Origin of the sequence: Pseudotenacibaculum haliotis (assembly GCF_042684245.1) — a bacterium.
GTDB classification, from domain to species: domain Bacteria; phylum Bacteroidota; class Bacteroidia; order Flavobacteriales; family Flavobacteriaceae; genus Polaribacter; species Polaribacter haliotis_A.
The window spans coordinates 167035-188513 of record NZ_JBHULH010000012.1 but is presented as its reverse complement, the minus strand read 5'-3'; the positions used below and the strand labels follow the sequence as shown (position 1 = coordinate 188513).

21 protein-coding genes and 1 tRNA gene are annotated in these 21479 nt (G+C 36.2%); 16 read left to right on the top strand and 6 right to left on the bottom strand.

Going from position 1 to position 21479, the window contains the following annotated elements; genetic code table 11:
• Window positions 1-3: 3 nt before the first annotated feature.
• Complete coding sequence (locus ACFSRZ_RS15330) at window positions 4-801, bottom strand: XRE family transcriptional regulator (RefSeq protein ID WP_379667452.1); 798 nt, start codon at window positions 799-801, stop codon at window positions 4-6.
• 336 nt (window positions 802-1137) lie between these two features.
• Between ACFSRZ_RS15330 and ACFSRZ_RS15325 the strand changes: the two genes are divergently transcribed.
• From ACFSRZ_RS15325 to ACFSRZ_RS15260, 14 genes are all read left to right on the top strand, one after another.
• Window positions 1138-4716, top strand: coding sequence for a hypothetical protein (locus ACFSRZ_RS15325; protein WP_379667451.1), 3579 nt, complete (start codon window positions 1138-1140; stop codon window positions 4714-4716).
• Between the two features lie 151 nt (window positions 4717-4867).
• On the top strand, window positions 4868-7054 hold the full coding sequence (locus ACFSRZ_RS15320) for a hypothetical protein (protein WP_379667450.1): 2187 nt from the start codon (window positions 4868-4870) through the stop codon (window positions 7052-7054).
• 3 nt (window positions 7055-7057) lie between these two features.
• Window positions 7058-7498, top strand: coding sequence for a hypothetical protein (locus ACFSRZ_RS15315; RefSeq protein WP_379667449.1), 441 nt, complete (start codon window positions 7058-7060; stop codon window positions 7496-7498).
• A gap of 183 nt (window positions 7499-7681) precedes the next feature.
• The gene (locus ACFSRZ_RS15310) at window positions 7682-8146 is read left to right on the top strand and encodes a hypothetical protein (RefSeq protein ID WP_379667448.1); all 465 of its coding nucleotides are present in this window, start codon (window positions 7682-7684) and stop codon (window positions 8144-8146) included.
• 289 nt (window positions 8147-8435) lie between these two features.
• Window positions 8436-8864 (top strand): TIGR02594 family protein, encoded by a 429-nt coding sequence (locus ACFSRZ_RS15305; RefSeq protein WP_379667447.1) that lies wholly within the window; start codon window positions 8436-8438, stop codon window positions 8862-8864.
• Window positions 8857-9273, top strand: coding sequence for a phage holin family protein (locus ACFSRZ_RS15300; protein WP_379667446.1), 417 nt, complete (start codon window positions 8857-8859; stop codon window positions 9271-9273). Before ACFSRZ_RS15305 ends, ACFSRZ_RS15300 begins: the two co-directional genes overlap by 8 nt.
• A 4-nt stretch (window positions 9274-9277) precedes the next feature.
• Window positions 9278-9934, top strand: coding sequence for a phage tail protein (locus ACFSRZ_RS15295; protein ID WP_379667445.1), 657 nt, complete (start codon window positions 9278-9280; stop codon window positions 9932-9934).
• 11 nt (window positions 9935-9945) lie between these two features.
• On the top strand, window positions 9946-11253 hold the full coding sequence (locus ACFSRZ_RS15290) for a hypothetical protein (RefSeq protein WP_379667444.1): 1308 nt from the start codon (window positions 9946-9948) through the stop codon (window positions 11251-11253).
• Between the two features lie 20 nt (window positions 11254-11273).
• Window positions 11274-13439: a hypothetical protein gene (locus tag ACFSRZ_RS15285; protein WP_379667443.1), complete on the top strand. Its 2166-nt coding sequence runs from the start codon at window positions 11274-11276 to the stop codon at window positions 13437-13439.
• A 36-nt stretch (window positions 13440-13475) separates the two neighbouring features.
• Window positions 13476-13733 carry a hypothetical protein gene (locus ACFSRZ_RS15280; RefSeq protein ID WP_379667442.1) on the top strand — a complete coding sequence of 86 codons (258 nt, stop codon included), beginning with the start codon at window positions 13476-13478 and terminating at the stop codon, window positions 13731-13733.
• Between the two features lie 100 nt (window positions 13734-13833).
• On the top strand, window positions 13834-16035 hold the full coding sequence (locus tag ACFSRZ_RS15275) for a hypothetical protein (protein ID WP_379667441.1): 2202 nt from the start codon (window positions 13834-13836) through the stop codon (window positions 16033-16035).
• A gap of 49 nt (window positions 16036-16084) precedes the next feature.
• Window positions 16085-16681 carry a hypothetical protein gene (locus ACFSRZ_RS15270; protein WP_379667440.1) on the top strand — a complete coding sequence of 199 codons (597 nt, stop codon included), beginning with the start codon at window positions 16085-16087 and terminating at the stop codon, window positions 16679-16681.
• A 7-nt stretch (window positions 16682-16688) separates the two neighbouring features.
• Window positions 16689-16898 carry a hypothetical protein gene (locus tag ACFSRZ_RS15265; RefSeq protein ID WP_379667439.1) on the top strand — a complete coding sequence of 70 codons (210 nt, stop codon included), beginning with the start codon at window positions 16689-16691 and terminating at the stop codon, window positions 16896-16898.
• A gap of 81 nt (window positions 16899-16979) precedes the next feature.
• A complete protein-coding gene (locus tag ACFSRZ_RS15260; RefSeq protein ID WP_379667438.1) occupies window positions 16980-17366 on the top strand; it encodes a hypothetical protein in 387 nt (128 codons plus the stop codon).
• A gap of 7 nt (window positions 17367-17373) precedes the next feature.
• Here ACFSRZ_RS15260 and ACFSRZ_RS15255 read toward each other — a convergent pair whose 3' ends face one another.
• Both ACFSRZ_RS15255 and ACFSRZ_RS15250 read right to left on the bottom strand, forming a co-directional pair.
• Entirely contained in the window at window positions 17374-18042 is a 669-nt protein-coding gene (locus tag ACFSRZ_RS15255; RefSeq protein WP_379667437.1) for a tRNA1(Val) (adenine(37)-N6)-methyltransferase, read from the bottom strand.
• A gap of 81 nt (window positions 18043-18123) precedes the next feature.
• A complete protein-coding gene (locus ACFSRZ_RS15250; RefSeq protein ID WP_379667436.1) occupies window positions 18124-18510 on the bottom strand; it encodes a hypothetical protein in 387 nt (128 codons plus the stop codon).
• A gap of 95 nt (window positions 18511-18605) precedes the next feature.
• Between ACFSRZ_RS15250 and ACFSRZ_RS15245 the strand changes: the two genes are divergently transcribed.
• Window positions 18606-18869 carry a hypothetical protein gene (locus tag ACFSRZ_RS15245; RefSeq protein WP_379667435.1) on the top strand — a complete coding sequence of 88 codons (264 nt, stop codon included), beginning with the start codon at window positions 18606-18608 and terminating at the stop codon, window positions 18867-18869.
• 290 nt (window positions 18870-19159) lie between these two features.
• Here the strand turns inward: ACFSRZ_RS15245 and ACFSRZ_RS15240 are convergent.
• The 3 genes from ACFSRZ_RS15240 to ACFSRZ_RS15230 form a co-directional block, all read right to left on the bottom strand.
• Window positions 19160-19247, bottom strand: a tRNA-Ser gene (locus ACFSRZ_RS15240).
• A 118-nt stretch (window positions 19248-19365) separates the two neighbouring features.
• Window positions 19366-19893, bottom strand: a complete 528-nt coding sequence (rimM, locus tag ACFSRZ_RS15235) for a ribosome maturation factor RimM (protein WP_379667434.1) — start codon at window positions 19891-19893, stop codon at window positions 19366-19368.
• A gap of 15 nt (window positions 19894-19908) precedes the next feature.
• Window positions 19909-20454, bottom strand: coding sequence for a 30S ribosomal protein S16 (locus ACFSRZ_RS15230; RefSeq protein WP_379667433.1), 546 nt, complete (start codon window positions 20452-20454; stop codon window positions 19909-19911).
• A 144-nt stretch (window positions 20455-20598) separates the two neighbouring features.
• Between ACFSRZ_RS15230 and ACFSRZ_RS15225 the strand changes: the two genes are divergently transcribed.
• Window positions 20599-21459, top strand: coding sequence for an alpha/beta hydrolase family protein (locus tag ACFSRZ_RS15225; RefSeq protein WP_379667432.1), 861 nt, complete (start codon window positions 20599-20601; stop codon window positions 21457-21459).
• The last annotated feature ends 20 nt before the right edge of the window (window positions 21460-21479 follow it).

Here is a 21479-nt window from a genome sequence, read left to right as displayed (position 1 = left end):
GTTTTATGACCCTAAGGATTCTTTTAACTCTACCAATTGACTTTCTAATTCGTGTAATCTATCATACACATCTACAGGCTCGGGCATTTGCTTGGAAGCAAACATGGTTACATACCAAACTTCCATAATATCTTCTGCATCTATAGTATATGTTGGATAGTTTCCGTTTTTGTTATCACTTTTAAGAATGAGTTTCCCTCGTTCTTCTATTCTGTTGATTACACGTTTTAGGACTATACCATCGTCTTTGCTAACGATTACATAAATACGACCGTCTTTAATATCTTCTAAACTCTCAACATATTTTCCAAATACCAGATCTCCATCAAAAAATGTTCGAACCATAGAGTTTCCGTAGACTTCAAAACAGCGATACGTACCATTGGTTAAATGCGGCATACTAAAGGTTGGGAGTGTTTCTATATATCCCGTATCTCCATATCCGTTCAAGTACCCTGCTCTTGCTTTAATAGGAACATACACTACATTCTCATGCCCTGATGGGTTTACGGCGACCACCTGAGGCATTCCTGAATATGTTTGAGGCTTTTGCACTTCTGAACGTATCATCTGATCATCTTTTCCAAACAGATAATCAGGATTGATGTTAAACTCATCAATAATAGACATCAAAACATCATAACCCGGCTTGGTTCTTTTACGAGACCCATCTGACTGCGGCCTTCCATTGATAATACTATCTACTGTAGTGCTGGTAACTCCTATTCGTTTTGAAAAAGAGTAGTTGTTTAAATTGAATTCTTCAATAATTGCTCTGATCTTGTGCGCAACTCCTTCCATAATTGTTCTTTTTAGTGAAGTAAAACTTTTTACAAAAAAAATACAGATTATTTTTTATTTTATGTAAAATGTTGTATATTTGCCATGTATTATGTTGCTAAATTACATAAATTTATTGAAAAAATAAAACATTTGTTTAATTATTAGCAACTTCCTCAAAGAATCTACCACAAGAATCTTATCGATAAACAATTGAAATTCAATCTATTCAGATTGAATAAACATCTATTTTAAAACCTTACTCATTTAGGGTTTATAAGCAACTGTTATTAGAAAAGCGAATTAAAGAACAGTTCTTATCAGAACTCAATTATTTAAAAATTTAAATGAAATAAAATGAGTAAAAAACCTATCAAATCAAGCCTTTTTAGGTTTGTAACATTACGTAGTCCTCAAGCCATTGAAGACAAAGAAAACGCTATTGGATTCATCTCACCCGAAACAAGCGTTACTAGCATTAGCGCATATTACCTTGCCGTTGCTGGAGTTGCCGAAGGTGATGACGCTGCAAAAAGAACAGCTTTAGAAGGTGCCGATTCAAATCCTTCTTTCACTCTAATAGAAGGAAAATCAAGCTTAAAAAGTATCGCTTCTAACCTTTATAGTTTTTCTTCTTGGCTAATGAGAAACAAAAACAGCCTTTCATACGCTTCTGTTGCTAGCAATTTACCGACAGGGTATTTAGAAGGAACGTTAAGCGGCGTAGAATTAACCGCCGCTGAAGAAGCACAAGTCTGGGACAACCTTTTATACCAAACAATTAACAAAACCTCAGTTAGCTTACGTGAAGCCTTTATCCAAATGCTTGTTGCCAATCAATTTGTAAAAGCATTCAAAGTTTATCACACTGCTATGACAGCTAATTTAGGAGAGGGAGAAATTGTTTTATTTACCGATCAGGATGAAAAAGAATTTGTAAAAAGAGCCAACGCAAGCGTTGTTATCGAGAAAGAAGTATTACTATCTAGCACTGTAGAAACAGTAGAAGCTGTTGAAGAATTACCCGACACTACCAGACAATTCTTACGAAATGAATTAAGAGCCTCTTTAGCCGAGGAAAATATCCGTACTTATAGAGCTGCTATTGATGAACTTCAGAAAGAAGAAGCTATTTACAATCAAAAAAGTCAAGAAGCTTATGATGCCGCTCTTGCTGCTCATCAAACTGCTGTAAAAACTGAGTTAGAAAGTGTAAAAGTAGTGGATTCAACTACCGGAGAAATATCGTATCCGGAAGCAGACCTTCCAAAATTTGAATATGATGCTCCTACTTTAAATTTCCAAGACAATAGCGGTGAAGTATTTGAAAAAGCTCCTGAAGATCCGGACACAATGCTTTCTTCAGAAACAGTAGACATTTTAGATGGAAAAGAATTTGAATCTGACAAATCATTCACAGACATTTATAAGACATTAAATGATTGTATCCTTTTTGAGGAAGACATTTTATCAAAAAGAAATCAAAATCCTAAAAAAACATTCTCTATTGGAGGATCAACAATTTCTCTTACCCCATTAGACCTAGTAACAAACACACCTTATTGCTATGCTGGTGTTTTGAAAAGAGGGGTAAAAATTTCTGCACAACGTATTGTTGTCGACATGCAAATCTTTACAGATAGATTAGATTCTTATATTACCAGTGCTACTTTCTCACTAGTACATGATGGCACCTCAACTGCCATTACTACAACCGGAAGTTCATTAGTAAACAATGATGGCAAAAAAGTATTGTACCGATTTTTATTCGACAATACCGCAACATTATTGGACGGAACATACACATTCAGCGGAACATTAAATTTTGCCAATGGAGATGCAGTAGATTTTTCAAGTAAGGTTAATTACTTCGAGAAACCTGTAGCCTGCGGTCATATTAGCGAGTATTTCTTTGATGGTTGCGGAAGTATCCAAGGAGCTGTAGACGACCCGGTAAACACCCCAGTAACAAAACCAAGTTTAAAAGGTGTTTTCAATCTTGGGATTGCTGATTACAGACGTGTTGAACAAGAAATATGCTGCTATGTTCCCGGAGAAGTTTCTCATATTGAGAACATCTTAGCAAGAGAGTACAAAGAAAAATCGACACGATCTTTGGTAAGTTCAGAAGCTACTACAGAACAAACTTCAGAAAGAGAGCTAGAGCAATTAACAGACACAACAAGTACAGAGCGCAATGAGCTTCAAAGCGAAGCTTCTTCTGTTATTGATCAACAAAATTCTCAAAACTTTGGCGCAAGTACTTCTGTAAGTGCTGGCGGCAATAGGTTTAGATTTGGAGCATCAGCAAGCTATGGATCTTCTTCATCAAACTCAACCTCTTTATCCAATAGCGAAGCACAGACTTACGCTCAAGAAGTAACAGAACGTGCTTTAGAACGTGTTGTAGAAAAAGTGAGCACTAAGAGAACCTCAAGAATCTTACGAGAGTTTGAAGAAAACAACAAGCATGGATTTGACAATACCAAAGGCGAAAAGCATGTTACAGGCGTATATCGTTGGGTAGACAAGATATACGAAAACCAAATTGTTAATTACGGAAAACGTTTGATGTACGAATTTGCTATTCCGGAGCCTTCTCGTTTTCTTAAAGAAGCTTTATTAACAAGTACCGGATCAAGTAAAACAGATTTAGGGCTTATCCAACCTACAGAACCTCCACATCCAAGCGAATTAGACACTCCTATTAGAAGCGCAAAAGATTTACTTTCATCAAACTACCAAAAAACTGCTGCTGCTTATAATGCTGAAGTTTCACCAAAACCTGAGCAATACATTGTATCTGGAACTTCTTTCTCTTACACCACACCCGAAACCAACAAAGCCGAATGGGACGAGGTTGCTGCAGAGAATATAGAACATGAAATCCCGGAAGGATACGAAACTTCTTCTGCTAAAGTTGCTTTCCATCAAGCTAATGAACCTGGTTATGGAACTCATGTAGTTGTTGGTGACAGAGCTTTTCACACCACTACATTATCACCAGAAGCTATCTCAAAGTACACTGGAACAATTCCTGTTTCTTACTCTGTAATGGGACATCATTCCGGAAGCATAAACGTAGAAATTTCTTGTCAGTTAACTTCAGAAGGGTTAGAACAATGGCAGAATGAAACCTACAATGCTATCATGAATGCTTATTATGATAGAGTAAACGAATACAACGATTTCAAGAGAGCTCAGCAAGATCTTGAGGAGAATACTGAAGGAGAAAGAATTCGATTCAATCCAACCTTCAACAGAAGCATGGAAAGAAGAGAATTCAAACGCTTAGCAATAGAATTACTAACTAAATCAACCAATATCGAAATCTCTAAAGACAATTTTTCAATTGTTGATGATAAACCTCAGATCAATGCCTCTGATGATTTTGAAAAACACGCAGCTGTTGTAAAATTCTTTGAGCAAGCTTTCGATTGGGAGATCATGGCGTATCAATTGTATCCTTACTACTATGCAGACAAGAGAGACTGGAACAAATTAATTGTAGAAAAAGAAGATGCAGATCCTATTTTCCAAGCATTCTTACAAAGTGGAATGTCTAGAATGGTCGTACCCGTTCGCCCCGGTTTTGAAACTGCTGTAAACTGGTACATGGCTACTGGTGAAATCTGGAATGGACAAGGATTGGTAACGGACATTAATGATGAATTGTATTTATCTGTTGTTGAAGAAATGTTAGAACCTGTAGGAGAACCTGTAGGGCAACCATGGAAAACTCAAGTTCCTACTTCACTAACTATTGTACAAGCCAAATCTGCACTCCTAGAAGAAGAAGGACTTCCTTGTGACCCAGATTGTGGAGATAACACTACAATTACAGGCAGTGACCTTGTAATCTCAGGAGGTGAAGGCTCCAATGCTTCAGATGGAATTGGCGCCGACATCGTAGGTGAAGATAACGACATCGTATAAGTGTTTTAATACACGTTTTACAAACCTTACCCAAGCGTTTCCTCGAACGCAATCGAAGGACTTACTTCCTCTTTTCTTCTACCACAACACGGGAAGCGGGTAAGGTTTGTTTTGTATCAAAACACCATGTTTCACATTTAAAAAAATTACTATGAGTAACATATTTGAATTAACAGATAAGTTTGACAAGAAAGATTTATCGTACAATTTTCAAAGTAAGTTTAAGAGTAGTCCTTTCGGACAGTATTGGGAAAAAGACCTTCATCCTTGGGCTATTGAAGAGTTTGGCTCCTCAAAAATCATCGGACACAAGAATTCTATTTATGTGGCAGACAATTCTTTTAAAATTTCAAACGATCAAATACTATCAATCAAAAGAATACTTTCTTCACAAAAAAAACCAGCCTATTCTTTTAGAGTTTATGCAGATCCTGATGGAGAAAAAGTTCTGAAAATGTATAATGATCCCAAAAACAAACCATCAAAAAAATTTGAAGTTCTTGTATTTATTGAAACTGATGATGGAAAATTTGATTTTGGAAAAATTGTCAGAGTAAAATTTGGCCAAGAAGTTGTTTCTGATTTAAGATATAACTTTTTTAGCGAGTATCCTTGGAACGATAAAGACTCTGAAGATATTGCTAATGATTTTATAAAAAATGCTTGGGAAACATCACAAGGCATATCCCTAGAAAATCAAATAGAATCTGAAATAAAAACTTATGATTTTAGAAATTTATTAATCAAAGCAATAAACCATGAATATGACAATAAAAAGTTTGATGATTTATCTTGGTTAGCTCTCTTAATGAGAGCAAATGGAGGATATGTCGCCAACAAACTATACACCTGGTCAACTGAAGCCGCAACATGGCTCAGAAGTAAAAAAGTAGAAGACGAAAAATATTGGAATGGCGCATTAGAAAGCAACAAATACTCCCCCTTATTCTTACCGGATATTATATTTGAACCAAACAAAAAGAAAAGAAAAAAATACTTTGTAAATCTCTTAAGCACTCCTTTTAATGAAGCGAGAAAATTTATAAATGACAGAACCAAAGGAAACAATCCAATTTCCTTATTAATAAAATATCAATCTCATTCTTTAATCGACTCCTTTGAAAAACCAATTGATTATTACGCAGAAGTTTTAAGTAATATATATTTTGAAGGCAGTAGTGCCGAAATACTAAAGATTCTCAATGCATTTTTAGTTGGTCTTTGGAACGGCATAATGAGTTTAATAGCTGGTATTTTTGAAATCATAGGCATTATAATACTTATACTTAAAAATGAATTTGGATATAGAATATCACAGCCTTTAAAAGAAAAACTAGAAAACTTATTCAATCTCATATTCTATGAGTCTGAGGGGCTATACATTATAGCATACGAAAAAGTGCTTCAATATATAGATGATTTAGAAAATTATTTTGATTTTGACAATGAAGAAACCAAATACCGTCTCGCTAAGGATATAGGTGAAATAATTCCTGAAATATTAGAATATATCATACCTGTACTTAGAGGAAAAAAGCTTGCCACTTCTTCTGGGAAAATAGCAAAACAAGGGAAAGCAGCAATAGAACAAACAGAAGATATAATTTCAAAAAATGCTAAAGAAGCCCTTGAAAAAATTGATATTGAAGACTTCAAAAAAGAAACTTCCGAAAAATTAAATGAAAAGTTAGACGAATTAGATCAAGAAGTAAGCAAATTAAAAACCAGCGACCGGACAAGGTTAACAGTAAAAAACACTGAAAGCATTGGCAGCTTAGGTAAAAATGGAGCACCTGTAAAACTAAGACTTGTAGACAGATCTGGTAAAATATTAGGTGAAATTACACGAAATCTTAAAAATATCACAGCGTTTTATTCATTAAAGCTAAAAGGCTCTAAAAGACCTGCTAAACTACAAGTCACCTTGTTTGATAGCAAAAACACATACAACCTCCCAATAAATGATAACGAAAGTATTATATATGCAGATTTACTTTTATTTCCAAAAGTAACTAATGAATTTTCAGGAATTGGAAAAATTATTCTAGATGATTCACTAGCATTTTTTAGAAATCACCCTAAATTTGAAAAGGTAGACAGCATCTACGGTGTTTGGGTAAAAAACAGTGATTATTACAGTGAATACGGGGGGCAATCAATCAATCTAACAAAATTTTGGGAAGCCATGGCCAAAAACAACAATGATGTTACAAAATCAGCGTTCGAAACCTTTACAGGTAAATGGGCAAAAGATAATGGTTTCACTAAAGTTTGGTATGATCCTATAAATTATCCTTTAACAGAAAAAGAAGTTATTGTAAAATTTTTAAAAGAGTAGAATATGAGCTATATAAGAATATCAAATGAAAGCTTTTTTGATAAAGAATATTACTCAACATTTGCTAAGCAAAATGAGTACAGATTTTTCAATGTTGGATCCAGCATTAGTACGCTTGTACCCAAATATAAAGAACTAATAAAAGAAGCTATCGGCAACAAAGCCAACGAAACATTTAAAGATTACGAATTACCCCCTATAGATACGAGCGCTATAAAAAACATATTTGAAAGAGAGCTAGAAATAATATTAGAAAAAATAAACCTCTCATTGGAGAACGATGAACCAGTTAACAAAGTAATTGAATGGAAAGGTGTAGAGTATCTTTTAAACTTATCTCTAACCAATCCCAACAATAGAATAGCTTCAGATTATTACGATATTATATCGATATGTAAAGAGTGCTTAGCAAAAAATAAGTCAATGTATTTAAGCATTCAATAAGATTGAAAACTCAAAACAATAAACCAAAAGTAAATAGGTTAGATTTAGAATAGGGAATATATTTGGATCTACAATCAAGACATCTAAAGCAAAGACCGTCTTTACAGCCGGTCTTTCTTTTTGACTTGAATGAAAAATTGCGAACGTAGAATTTTATAATTAATCTGTAATGAATAATCACCTATGGAAAAAGAAAGAAAAAACATCCACCCTCAAAAATTGCTTGAACGTATTTTCAGAATCACAAAAAGAAAGAATGAAATAGACCTTACAGGGTCTGTAGCCATTGTAAACGGAGAGGTTTCCGAAGCCTTATTTGAAACCGAAGTATACCAAGTCACATTTTCAATAGGCAGAGGACAACGTAAAAAACAATATAGTTTATTTATGTCTCCTTCCGAGTGCATTCCAAAAGAAGAAATCGATCAATTAAAACAAAAGCTAGGTATAGAGATTTCCGGAGATGGCTCCTTATTTAAAGTAGAACGATTTGAACGTGACTTTAAAATCGCCTTCGATCTAAAAAATAGCCTATCTATTGATCAAACTGGCATTAAAAAAGGGGGCATTGTATTTAGAAAAGATCATTCTTCTCGAAAAACCGTACAACTCCCCTATAGAAAGCAAAAGAAAAAAGAGCTCTCTTAAAAATTCAAACAAATGATAAAACCCCGCGTGATTGCGGGGTTTTTACTATCTAAAAAAAAACATTTAAACATTTTACAAAATTTAACATTATTTACATGTAATATGTTTGTATATATTTTGTAATATGTTTATATTTGTATTCGCTTTTCTAATAACAGTCAATCTGTTTAATTACAACTTATAGTAAGTAGAAACGGCCGTCAGGGCAAAACCCATCTGGTTAAGAAAAAAATTGCGTGCCCTCTGACCCTAGTTTGTTCTGCTTACACTCAAAACATTAAAACATATTATGGACATTATCAAAACCGCGCTATCTCAGTATGGCGTAAAAGAAATTGAAGGTCATCAGGATCACCCACAGATTGTAAAATATTTTACCTCTATTGGTTTTGATGGCGAAAAACTAAAAGACGAAACAGCATGGTGCAGTGCTTTTGCCAACTGGGTTGCCAAATCTGCCGGATTCGAATACACCGGCAAACTCAACGCAAGAAGCTGGCTTAGCGTAGGAGAATCTACAGAAACTCCCGATTGGGGTGATGTAGTGATCCTATGGCGCGAATCACCTGAAAGCTGGAAAGGACACGTTGGTTTCTACGTAAAAGAAACCAAACGATACGTATATGTTCTGGGAGGAAACCAACGTAACAGCGTTTGTATTAAAGCCTACCCTAAGAACAGAATCTTAGATTTTAAAAAATTGAAACGCTATGGATAAACCTTCAACATTTACGTTTTGGCTTTTTACGTTACTAGCCCCTTTAACCGGAGTCATCATCACAGTTGCATTACTGATTGTTGTCGACTTCATTACCGGATCTTATGCATCCTATGTAAAAAAAAAGCCGATCGAAAGTAAGCGAATCGGACATACAGTTTCTAAATTTTTCATTTACAACCTGGTTATTATTTCCGCTTATTTTCTAGAAAAACACATTGTAAGCGAGGTTCCGTTTTTAAAAGTAATTGCCGGCTTTATTGCCATTGCTGAAATAAAATCGATCCTAGAAAACTACAACAAGATCTACGGTATCAATCCTTTCAAAGCCTTGATCAACCTATTCAAGTCAACCGGATTAAAAGACACCTTAGAGCAAATCTCAGAAGAAACAAATAAAAAAAATTGAACTTATGAAACAAAGCATAAACGTACTAAAAGAGTACTTTGAAACTGGCGATAAGCCAACACAACAAAACTATGCCGACCTAATTGACAGCTTAGGAATGCCTATGATTGGTGAAATCAAAGCGGTGAGTTTTGGTTTTGCACCTGACGGATGGATTAAATGCAACGGTCAGTTATTAGATCCTGCACAACATCCCGAGTTGTTTGCAATGATCGGAACTACTTTTGGTGGAGACGGAATAACTTCTTTTGCCGTCCCTGACCTACAAGGAAGAGTTCCTCTAGGAATAGGCTCCGGAAACGGGCTTTCCTCTTACACGATTGGGCAATCGGGAGGAGATGAAACCATTCAATTAACAGAAGAGCAATTACCTGCTCACTCTCATACAGGAACTATTGATTCCGGAGCTACTGCAAATGTTGCTATTCCTGCATCTGGTTCAAGTGCTAATTCCTCAAGCCCTAGCGGCGCTTTCCCGGGGGTTGATGCGGCTGCTCCTCCCTACAGCACTACATCAGACACAACTATGCAAGCTTTTACCGCTCCGGTTTCTGGGTCTGTTACCACAAACTCAACTGGAAACGGCACAAGCATCACCAATGTGCAACCCTTTTTAGCAGTAAACTACATTATTGCTGTAAAAGGCATTAACCCTATTTAAAAAACAAAAAAATGGCAAAGAAAACAAAAGCAGAATTAAAAAAATATTTCGAAACAGGAGACAAACCTAGCGAATCACAATACGCAGAATTGATTGATGCTTTCAGACATACAGACGACAAATTACCAATAGCTGATGTAGATAGTTTACAAGCTTCTTTAGACTCAAAAGCATCTTCAACCTCTTTGTTAGACCATATTAATGACACATCATTGCATCAAAGCAACATGTCAGGCGCAGACATAAAAACAGCTTATGAATCTGAAGCCGACACGAATGCTTTTACCGATGCAGAAAAACAACAAGTTGCAGATGGAGCTCTCCACAGAGCAGACAACAACTCTCATGTTTCTTCAGCAGAAAAAACCAAATGGAACAATCCTTTAAAACAATACGAAGCAAATGAAGTACTGTCTGCTGATATGGGTGATACATACAGGATTTTCAACGGTTCTTTATATAAGTATATTGGAGATTTTCCTAACACAAACACATATACAACAAGTGATTTAAATGCAGAACTAGCAGAAGATCCGGCAAGATGGATGGATGTCTTATCTACTTTTCCTCCAGTTGAATTCTCTGTATTAAGTCCAAGAGCTATTGCACCAAATACTACCCGCTTTATTCAAGTTGATGCAGCAAATATTAAAATTGGCACAACCCTAGATTTTGGCCCAGATATTAATGTACTTAGTTATCAATATTTAAGTGACAAAAAGATGCTGGTAGAAATCCAATCTAACGGTAACTATGGAGATGTATTTCCTAAAATAAACAACGGAAAAGAAGTTACTCTCTCAGAACAGTTTAGTATTTCAGACGGAGATATTTATGTGCCTAATACTTTAGATACAGACTGGATGCTTCCTCACAACGAACTTATTTATGATGTAGGGAGCTGGGAATCTCAAGTTAGCGGAGGAAAATATGTAGGATATTTTTCTGAGATTCCTACTGATCGTGATTTTACTTTAAGCATGAGAATACATCAAACTGCTGATCCTGCATCTCAGATGTACTTTGGATTTAAAACCGATCCTACCAGCGCTCATCCGAACAGTAACTCCGATTACACCTTTCGATTGTACCCCAACACTGATTCGTTCACAAATCCAGGCGTACTTAGCTGGACTCCGGGAAGTTTTTTTGAAATAAAGAGAATTGAAATTCCTAACACCAACTCTGCCACTTTAGAGTTTTACGTAGATGGAGTTTTAGGATCGTATACTACTGTAAATATCACCGGAAATTGGCATCCATTCTTCTATACCTACACATCAAACAAAGTTTCTGAATTAGAACTGAAGATTCTATAATCACATTTAAACAAAAAGAAATGATACAAGAAAAAAATATATTAAAATCTTACTTTGAGACGGGCGACAAGCCCACTCAAAGCCAGTACGAGAATCTCATCGATTCTTTACGACACGTATATGATGATATTCCTATTGGTGATATAAGCGGTGACATTGTAACACAAGCAGATTTAGACGAAGTTGCAAAAAAGAATGAAGACAATAATTTTTCAGTAACTCAAACACTTACCGGATTAGATGTTAATGGCATTATAAATATCCGAAAGACTGGTAGCGCCAATTCTCATGCAGATACAGATTTACTAGTAGCAGATAGTACAGCAGCAATTTCAACTGCACAATTGCAAATATTAGGAGGAAACCAAGGAATCAGTAACTTATATTTTTCCGATACAGATTCCTATAGTATAGGTGGATTTAATTATAATCATGAAACGGACACTTTAAAAATAAGGGCTGCTGATGCTGAAATATTAACATTGGGCAATACTGAAATAACTGCCAGTAGAGCGATCGTATCAAATTCCGGTTTTTCTACCGGTGCCAATGCCGCCAACAACGGCTCTATCCGATTAGAGAACGGAGATACTATTACTTCGAGAAATAATGCCAACAGTGGCAACAGAACTTTGATGTATTTAGATTCTTCTAATATATTGCAATTAGGAGTAGGTACAGATAGTCAATTTGGAGGGGATCTTTCTATTGTTAATACATCAGCAAATGCTGTCTTGAACTTTAATACCTCAGTAGGTAATGCCAGGGGTTTTAGCATGTATAATAACGGCTCAAATCTTTATACAAAATTAATGACAAATGTTGGAGCTAGTTTTATTTGGGAAGCCTATGACGGAACAAATGTTTTCTCAATTAGTTCAACAGGTAACATAGTCACAGCAGGCACAGCTACTTTTGGAGGAGATTTAACTGTAGAAGGGACAACTCGATTTAATGATAACACTCGGGTTGATGCTAACTTGACTGTTGGAGGACTTGACAATACAGGACAACCGGTTACTTTTTACCAAAAAGATGACAACACATACAATGGATGGTATGTTGGGTACACAGGGCCCGCAGGAAATGAATTTGGAATCTATGGCTATGAAACTGATGGTCAGTTTAAAATTTTCACCAACAACACATTAGGCTTAGAAATTGACGAAAATCAAGCAATTCAAACCCACGGAAATTTAACCATTAACCAAGGAGCATTCTCAGCTTATGCCAACTCAGGAGCTCGTCATTTGATGTATTCTGACACAGAAGACGCTCCTCTTAAAGTACAAAGCGGTGATTCTGCAACAGGTATTGCTTTTCAAGACAACAACGGAACATCTCATATTTTCTATTGGGGTTCAGGAGATTATTACCAATCAGAATCTGATTGGTGGGTAGCAGGAGATATTAAAAGTAGAGGCGGAGATATTTATGCAGGTAGATTTGGCTCTAACCCTGTCGACTCAGGAAGTTATTATCTTTTAGAACATGTAGATACTACTTGGGGAACAGATGCTTACGGATTCAGACTTCATTTAAATGGAGACAGCAACGATTTCTCTTTAGAAGCTGCCAGTGACACAACCACAGATACCATCTTTAGTGTAGACAGAGGAGCTTCCGGAGATTTCATCCTTCAAAGAGGTGTTGTAATGAAAAACAACTTAACTGTTGAAGGCAGCAATGTTGACATGCATGGTATGCTAGAATTCAGTCAAGACAACGGAGCAAAAATCAGATTAAACAGAACAGGCTATCACCAATACACTATACAGCAATCAGCTGGAGCCGGATTAAGTTTTTACGACAACGATCACGGAGATGAATCTCTTTATTTATACGGTAATTCCGTTGTTGTAAACGGAACAACCAATGGAGGGTACAACTTCAGAGTTAACGGTTCTGCAAATGTTACATCCAATTTAGATGTAGACGGAAGCATCATCGTTGGCGGATTGGTAGACAATTCTGTTTTCCCTGCTCCTCCGGCATTAGCTCCTGCGTTTCAAATCTCTCACAATACAACTTCAGAAGAAGTAGAGATCTCAGCAGCACATGGTGTAATCACATTACAAGACGAAACAAGAACAGATCTATCCACTTCACAAATAGATAGTGCAAACGATAAAGTTCTTGTCTCAAAAGAGTGGGTTGTTCAGTACGTAGCAAGTCAATTAACATAATCAAAAAATCATTTATAACACTATAATTTTTTAAACATGAACACAAAAACAAAAGACCTAGAAGTGCAATTAACAGAAGAGGAAAAACAAGCTGTTTTAGACGCAAGAGAGCGTTCTAAAAAGAAACAAGAAAGCGACTTAGCTCTTCAAGAATTCTATAAGGAACTAGAAGCTTTGTGCAAAAAACACAATGTAGCTCCTCTATTAGCAAATTCAGATTTGTTGCAAATAGTTCAGTTACTTCCAGAAGCTATTCAAAAACAGCAATTAGCCTGGAGAAAAATAGAAAACTAAAAAGTATCGCTCCCGCTTGGCGGGAGCGGCTTTACAAAATGTAAAAAATTACTGAGCCGAAAATCGTTGTCGGTAAAGATCTCTATTAAGACTTAAAATTATGAAGAAAAGTAAACACATTTTAAAAACATATTTTGAGACGGGAGACAAGCCGACTCAAAAACACTACGAAGATCTAATCGACTCCCTTCAACATGTAGACGATGCAATCTCAGACACAAATCTGCCCGAAAATATTGCCTTAAAAAATGAGAACAACAATTTTAGTTCAGAACAAACATTTCAAGAAAATGTAACGGCTCCTAATTTCTTAGGAAACTCCATTGGAGATAAAGCCACTGTAGCAACACCTGGCGGACCTTACACAATAAGAAATAACTCAGGACAAACCATTGCTAGGTTTGCAGATAGTTTTGATATCAATTTCTACGGAAACATTTCTCTTCCAACAGATAAGTACTTCTTCTTTGGAAGCTCTAACAACGGAAGGTTCTTTGCAAATGCAAACGACACCTATTTTGACGCTTTGAATGGCGACTTTCTTCTCCGAAACTTACACAACGGAAGCAAGATCTACCTAAAAACAAAAGCATCTAATGGCATAGATCAAAATTCAATTATTGCCGATGGATCTACTGGGGAAATTCATATGCATTACAAAAATGATCTGAGATTATCTACCGTTTCAAATGGGGTAAACATCCAAGGAGAGCTTGCCTTAACTTCAGGAGCTGGGGATTCAGCTACTATTGAAACCCCTTTAGGAACAGGCAATATAAACCTATCTCTACCGACAGTTAGCGGAAACTTAGCCGTGAATACTGCAGATAATAATTTTATCTCCGCTCAAACCATTGGCAACAGCGCACCAGTCTTAAGATTAAAAGACACAGTAGCTTCAGCTTCAAATGAAGTTGGTGGGTATATTTATTTTTTAGACTCTACCGACACTTCTTCCGGTTACTTAGGAATGGATTCGGATAACATAAAAATCTGGAGCAAAAATGGAGAGATCGATTTATTAAAACCAATCAATGTAAGTGGAGGTATTGATGTATCTGGGCAGAAAATTAGATTTACATCCCCAAGCGCTAGCTATATTGAAGGAAGCGATGGAGAGCTTTTGGTAGGAGAAGATTCTGGAGGCTACTATCTATTCACTGGTTTCACTCAAAATATAGCTAAACCTATTTATATTGGAGACAATGCCACCCTTCTAAGACTTAGCACTGCCGATTCACCTAGATACGAAATTGATTCATCCGGAAATCATGATTTTAAAGATGGAGATGCCAACTTTAACAGTTCTGTAACCGCCTCTACATTCCTAATAAACTCTATGAGCGGATGGCTGGTTAAAAACACAGTAGGCAATCACGGAGTTTATTTTGATGGAGATGAAACCATAATTCAATCTAAAGGAGTTTTTTCAGTAAGAGCAGATGGAACTTCTGTTAATCTTAGAAACACTTTTGTAAACGGTACTTTAGAAGTAGATAATAAACTAGATGCAAACGGAGAAGTAAGTTTAGGTTGGAACAACAACCTTACTCTAGGAGAAGACCCGTACAAGTTTAGTATTTCTAGAACCACTGTAGGTCTTTTACACACAAGCTTTAGAGACGATTACGACAATCCCGGGGCTCGTGTAGAATTTGTAATGCGACATGGATCTGCCAATGAGAACGTTCCGCTTTATATGCTTGGAAATGGAGAAAGTCATTTTAATGGACTCGTGTACGCAAATGCAGGGATTGATGTTTCATCAGACGGTACAGATGGTGATGAAGTATTACGTTTAAGTTTAGATGGCGGTAGAGATTGGACATTCAAACAAAAAGGAACAGGCTCAGCCACTTCTTTAGAATTAAGATCTACTCAGCACAAAGATTTCTACCTTTCTTCTACAGCTTCCTTCTTTAGAAGCTCTTTAGATGACGCAAATCACCTGATCTTAAACCATCAAAATAAAACCGCTGTTCTTCAAGGAACATTAGACGTAAACGGTGCTACCACAGTAGAAGAGTTAATAATCGACCCTTCATCAAGCTTAGCACAGATCAAAGTTGGCTCTAGCAGACCTTTAGAGTTTAACCCAACATCAGAAGTACTGTATTTAGCAGATGGAGAAACACAGATTTATGTGAATTCCGGAAATATCGAAACCGGGGGACACATCAAACCTGCCGGCGGATATAGATCTTCAGACGGAACTGCCGGGTTTAACGGCACATTTATAGCCGGCGCTTATAGCATTACCGTAAAAGATGGATTGATTACAGATGCCGTAAACATCTCATAACACAACCACCGTTCCTTATCACTAGGAACGGTTTTTAAAACAAATAGCTATGGAATTTATTTACAAACACAAAAAGGAATTGCTCGTTCTTATAGGAGTGATCATTTTATTGATCTTATTCCCTAGAAGATGCAGTACTCAACCACCAAAAGAACCTAAAATTACTATTGTAAGAGACACGGTTTGGCAAACCAAAGTAGATACATTTAAAATTCAAACCACACAATACGAAACAGTATATGTAGCAAAGAAAAGCCCTACAAAAGTCATTCGAGATACTATTATTGTAAAAGACACTACAGAGTTTATCAAAGCCAAAGTATACAGAGACACCTTACGCAACGACGATATAGATCTTTACAGCTACAATTTGGTTGATGGAAATTTACTAGACAGTAAGCTTACATACAAATTAAAAGTTCCCAGAGAAATAACCGTTACCAAAACCATTGAACATCCTAAAACGTTCCGTAGCGGTTTGTATTTTTTCTCTGAGATTGGAGGAAACACACAACAATTTAGCAACCTGAGTTTTGGGTTGCAATACAACAGAAAAGGTAATTGGTTTATCAGTTACCGAATCAACTTAAACGAAATTAACCCTATCTCACACAATCTAGGTGTGGGATTCAGGATCTTTAAATAAAAGCGCTATGAATTACAGAAAATACATCTTAGAAATTCTAAGAGATCATCAACCGATGACCATTCATAAATTCGATCGTTTGTTCTATCAAAACAACTCCAGACTAATCAGTTGGTTAACCACTGTAAAAGAATTGGTACACGAACAACTGATCAAAGAAGAACCTTTACGAATTACCTCCAAAGGAATCTATGAATTGGAAAACATGACGGATTAAATCACTTTAAAAACTAACCTTTAAGTTACTCTTAACAGACACTACACATGCTGTTGAGAGTTTTTTTAGTATGTTTAACTAATGGATAAAGAAGTTAAAGAATTGTTAGACAGCATGATCTGCCTTATAAGTATTGATAAAAAACATCATGAATGCTTTAAAGATACTCAATCCGTAGAGAGAGACATTTCACATTTAGTTTCAAGAAGAATTTTACATTGGTTATTTCTGCTAGCTCGAGGGATGGGTGAAAAATCTTACAATTTCAACCCATACAAAACAGAAAATAAAGCTGAAGCTATTTTACACCCTCAATTCAAAATCTTTTTTGATCATTACAAAATCATAAATGCCATTTTCACCCTAACCAACAAAGGAGTCGAATGGAATTCGTCTGTTTCCCAAAAAGAGAGAGATAAGATTATTAATTACATAGATCAGAATTACGAACCAATTCGTTCAATATAACAAGTCCTTACATTTTCAAATAAAAATCTCTCGTTAGCTCCTTATACCTTTCTGTATAGTTGTGGCGGGAGATTTCTATAACCAACTCCTCTTCTACTAGTTCTGTTTCCTGAAATGAGAATTCCAACAAGCTTCTTTTTATCTCAGTATCAGCAGTGCCTTTTACTCTACATACACGGTTTAAAAACCATTTGCTTTTGGAGGCTAAGGAAACAAATAACTGCTCTTCTTTAAATGGAACAACCACCACAAATTTTCCTGACGGAGAAAGCAAATGGTTGGCTCCTTTTATAAGCTCTTCAAAAGACAGAGATGAGGTAAACCTTGCTTTGTTTCGCGCATCGTCTTCCGTTTCATACTCATCTGTGTAAAACGGCGGATTGGAAATGATGAGATCGTACTGCTCCTCTTCCTCTGCCATCTCTTCAGCAAATTCTTTAAACGGACTGTGATAACAGAACAAACGATCTGCCCAATCTGATTGTTCAAAATTCTCAACGGTTTGCTCATAAGCAGATTCATCAATCTCAACCGCATCAATAGTCATGGCATCACAACGCTGTGCCAGCATCAATGCAATTAATCCTGTACCGGAACCTACATCTAAAATAGTATCGGGATAATGATCTAAAGAACACCAAGCTCCTAACAGAACACCATCTGTACCTACCTTCATGGCAGTTTTGTCTTGGTGAATTATGAATTCTTTAAAACGAAATGGTTTCTGGCTGATAATTGTAGTTTTTACGGCCGAAAATTACTTCTTTCCTCTAGTCAAACCAAGCAATTTTTTAAGATCTTCTTTGTCTGCTTTCAAGTCTTTGATCTGACTTTTTAGCATTTTAATGATCTCGTCTTTTTCTTTGCAGATATCTTGAGCCGTTTTGTATTCGACGCCCGGTTCATTCACAATAGATGTAGAGGTTTCTTCCTTTTCTCCGGTAAGCAACCAATACAAATCTACCTTAGGGTACTTTGTAATTATATTTGCGATTGCGTTTGAATTTAACGGAGAATCTTTTGCTTTTCCTCTAAAACTCGCAGAAGTCATCCCAATATTCCTAAAGAACTGCTCTTTAGAACCACTTTGACTTTCTGCAACCTCTATAACTCTTTCTTTAATACTAGTAAATTTATTTACCATTTTTCTTTTGACTTGTAAATTTATTTACATATCTTGTTTTCTGTAAAATTATAACAATATAATAACAATTATGTTAAAACCTAGAAATAATTCCTATGATTACAGAAACAGAACGAAAAAAATTGCGCCTATTATTCCAAGGTTATTATGCTGAAGATGTTTTAGACATTTTAGAAGAGAAAAAGATAACCAATAGAAATGGTAAGCCACACAATCTACAATACATACGATTGGTTTTTCAAGGTGTTCGCAACAATTCTGATATAGAAGTTGCTATATGGCAATTGGCAAAAAACAGAACAGACGAAATAGAAAAACGAGAATTAGAAAAGCAACAAATACTTAAAAAGACAATCTAGTCTGCCTTTAAACAAATAATCACAGAATGCAACGGAGGGAGAGAGATTGAGATTGAGATTGATACGTGTCCCCAAGTATCGCTAGGGCAGGTAATATACGCTTGCCTTAGCATACTTTAACTTTTCACGGCAATTAGTTTTTCCTTTTTTCATAGCAGCGCAGTTTTTACTGCAAAAAGAGTCGCCCTTTTCTGGGCGGCTTGTTTTTTTATATCCAAACCTTTCAAAAGCAAGCTTTTGACGGTTTCTCGAATAAAAAAACCGCAACATCTGTTGCGGTTTTTTTTTTGCAGTGAGGAAGGGATTCGAACCCTCGATACCCTTTTGAGGTATACACACTTTCCAGGCGTGCGCCTTCGACCACTCGGCCACCTCACTTTATGTTTCATAAATCATTGCGATTCCGAGAATTCGGAAGAAGCAATCTTATTTTAATCAGCAGATTACTTCGTCTTTGTTCTCAAATCTAGTTTGAGACAAGCCTCGTAATAACTGGTTATGACATATACAGATCAATCAATCCTTCCGGAGTCTCTACCTGTATCTCTTTATTCTCTCGATCTATTTTCTTGATAAAATCATCAATTAGTGGAATAAAGATCTCTTTTTCACCTTGCTCTATTTCAAACAAAGGCTGTGCCGCAGTATCATTAATATTTACCACCACACCTACTTCACCATACACAGCATCTATAACTTTAAATCCAATCACCTCATGAAAGTAAAACTTATTTCCTTCCAATTTTGGCAACAGATCTAACGGTAAATAGATTCCAGATCTAACGATCATATCTGCTTCGTCTTCTGTGTTTACATCGTCAAACTTTACACGAAGCATGGTTCCTTTGCTTAATGAACTTTTTTCGATAAAAAATGGAACCAGATTGTTGCCTAAATCAACAAATACTGATTCCATATTTCTATACAGTTCAGGCTCGTCTGTATCTAACTTGATAACAACTTCACCCTTAAAGCTGTGTTTCTTTACGATCTTGCCTAAATAAAAACAATCTTCTTTACGCATAATCGTACAAGAGGATTACTCCGCAGCTTCTTCTTTAGTCTCTTCAGTAGCTTCAGCTTCTGGAGCTTCTTCAGCAGCAGCTTCAACTTCAGCAGCCTCTTCTTCAACTACTTCTTCTACAGCTTCTGCAACTCTAGCTTCGTTTACAGCTTTTTCAGCCTCTAACGCCTTTGCTTTTGCATCAGCTTTTGCTTTTGCTAAACTTTCTTCTTTAGAAGCAACTTTACCTGCTTTCTCATCTAACCAAGCTTGGAATTTCTTCTCAGCTTCCTCTTCAGTTAAAGCTCCTTTTGCAACTCCTCCTGCTAAGTGATTCTTTAACATCGCTCCTTTGTACGACAAGATAGCTCTTGCAGTATCAGTAGGCTGTGCTCCGTTTTGTAACCATTTTACAGATCCGTCGATATCTAAATCGATAGTTGCTGGATTTGTGTTAGGATTGTAAGTTCCTAATTTTTCTAAGAAACGACCATCTCTCTTTGCTCTAGAATCAGCAGCAACGATCCAATAGAATGGCTTTCCTTTTTTACCGTGTCTTTGTAATCTAATTTTTACTGGCATATCAATTAATTTTTAAGGTACGCGACCTTGATTATTAAAATGCACCCTTCTCGAGAATGCGGGTGCAAATGTACAAAATTCTTTTACAACAGATATGATAACAAGCACTTAAATCATTTATTTTTACCAAAACTTTTGATCCAAATGCAAATTCTTTCCAACTTCCCTCTTCAAGGCAAGCACAACCGACCTATCGTTACTGATCTTTTTTTTGAAAAAACCAACTCCAAAAAACCACTAATTATCTTTGTTCACGGTTATAAAGGCTACAAAGACTGGGGTGTTTTTGGAAAGATGAACCAAGCTTTTTTAGACCATGGATTTGCCCTACTCAAGTTCAATTTTTCACACAATGGAGGAACTGTAGAACAGCCTATCGATTTCCCAGATCTGGAAGCCTTTGGGCAAAACAATTATTCTATTGAGTTTGATGATCTGCAAACGGTAATAGATTGGATCACTCAAGAAGAGAAATATCAAGATGAGATCGACACAAAGAACATCACCTTAATTGGTCATTCTCGTGGAGGTGGAATGGTAACTCTTACTGCAGGAAAAGACACAAGAATCAAGCAGGTTATCAGCTGGGCTGCTGTTTGCGATTTGCATCGCTCTATGTTTAACCAAGGTGATGAGTTAGAGCAATGGAAACAAAAAGGCGTTTTTTATGTGATCAACGGTCGTACCAAACAAGAAATGCCTCATTTTATTCAGTTCTATGAAGACTATTTGGAAAACAAGGAGCGTTTGAACATAAAAAACGCCTGTGAGAAAATTCGCATTCCACATTTGATCATTCATGGCGATGGAGATCTTGCTGTACCGGTAACACACGCACAAAACCTACATACATGGAATCCTAATAGTGAGCTTTGTATCGTTTCTGATGCCAATCATGTTTTTGGCGCCAAACAACCTTGGACTGAAAGTGAATTTCCAGCTGATTTTCAAAAGGTGTTAGAGAAGACTTTTGAGTTTTTGAATACAGTAAAAGACAAAATTTAAAGAAACATACTGGCATGATA

Coding starts and splice junctions, on each gene's coding strand:
- ACFSRZ_RS15330 (WP_379667452.1), bottom strand. CDS start 801: ATGGAAGGAGTTGCGCACAAGATCAGAGCAATTATTGAAGAATTCAAT.
- ACFSRZ_RS15325 (WP_379667451.1), top strand. CDS start 1,138: ATGAGTAAAAAACCTATCAAATCAAGCCTTTTTAGGTTTGTAACATTA.
- ACFSRZ_RS15320 (WP_379667450.1), top strand. CDS start 4,868: ATGAGTAACATATTTGAATTAACAGATAAGTTTGACAAGAAAGATTTA.
- ACFSRZ_RS15315 (WP_379667449.1), top strand. CDS start 7,058: ATGAGCTATATAAGAATATCAAATGAAAGCTTTTTTGATAAAGAATAT.
- ACFSRZ_RS15310 (WP_379667448.1), top strand. CDS start 7,682: ATGGAAAAAGAAAGAAAAAACATCCACCCTCAAAAATTGCTTGAACGT.
- ACFSRZ_RS15305 (WP_379667447.1), top strand. CDS start 8,436: ATGGACATTATCAAAACCGCGCTATCTCAGTATGGCGTAAAAGAAATT.
- ACFSRZ_RS15300 (WP_379667446.1), top strand. CDS start 8,857: ATGGATAAACCTTCAACATTTACGTTTTGGCTTTTTACGTTACTAGCC.
- ACFSRZ_RS15295 (WP_379667445.1), top strand. CDS start 9,278: ATGAAACAAAGCATAAACGTACTAAAAGAGTACTTTGAAACTGGCGAT.
- ACFSRZ_RS15290 (WP_379667444.1), top strand. CDS start 9,946: ATGGCAAAGAAAACAAAAGCAGAATTAAAAAAATATTTCGAAACAGGA.
- ACFSRZ_RS15285 (WP_379667443.1), top strand. CDS start 11,274: ATGATACAAGAAAAAAATATATTAAAATCTTACTTTGAGACGGGCGAC.
- ACFSRZ_RS15280 (WP_379667442.1), top strand. CDS start 13,476: ATGAACACAAAAACAAAAGACCTAGAAGTGCAATTAACAGAAGAGGAA.
- ACFSRZ_RS15275 (WP_379667441.1), top strand. CDS start 13,834: ATGAAGAAAAGTAAACACATTTTAAAAACATATTTTGAGACGGGAGAC.
- ACFSRZ_RS15270 (WP_379667440.1), top strand. CDS start 16,085: ATGGAATTTATTTACAAACACAAAAAGGAATTGCTCGTTCTTATAGGA.
- ACFSRZ_RS15265 (WP_379667439.1), top strand. CDS start 16,689: ATGAATTACAGAAAATACATCTTAGAAATTCTAAGAGATCATCAACCG.
- ACFSRZ_RS15260 (WP_379667438.1), top strand. CDS start 16,980: ATGGATAAAGAAGTTAAAGAATTGTTAGACAGCATGATCTGCCTTATA.
- ACFSRZ_RS15255 (WP_379667437.1), bottom strand. CDS start 18,042: ATGAAGGTAGGTACAGATGGTGTTCTGTTAGGAGCTTGGTGTTCTTTA.
- ACFSRZ_RS15250 (WP_379667436.1), bottom strand. CDS start 18,510: ATGGTAAATAAATTTACTAGTATTAAAGAAAGAGTTATAGAGGTTGCA.
- ACFSRZ_RS15245 (WP_379667435.1), top strand. CDS start 18,606: ATGATTACAGAAACAGAACGAAAAAAATTGCGCCTATTATTCCAAGGT.
- rimM (WP_379667434.1), bottom strand. CDS start 19,893: ATGCGTAAAGAAGATTGTTTTTATTTAGGCAAGATCGTAAAGAAACAC.
- ACFSRZ_RS15230 (WP_379667433.1), bottom strand. CDS start 20,454: ATGCCAGTAAAAATTAGATTACAAAGACACGGTAAAAAAGGAAAGCCA.
- ACFSRZ_RS15225 (WP_379667432.1), top strand. CDS start 20,599: ATGCAAATTCTTTCCAACTTCCCTCTTCAAGGCAAGCACAACCGACCT.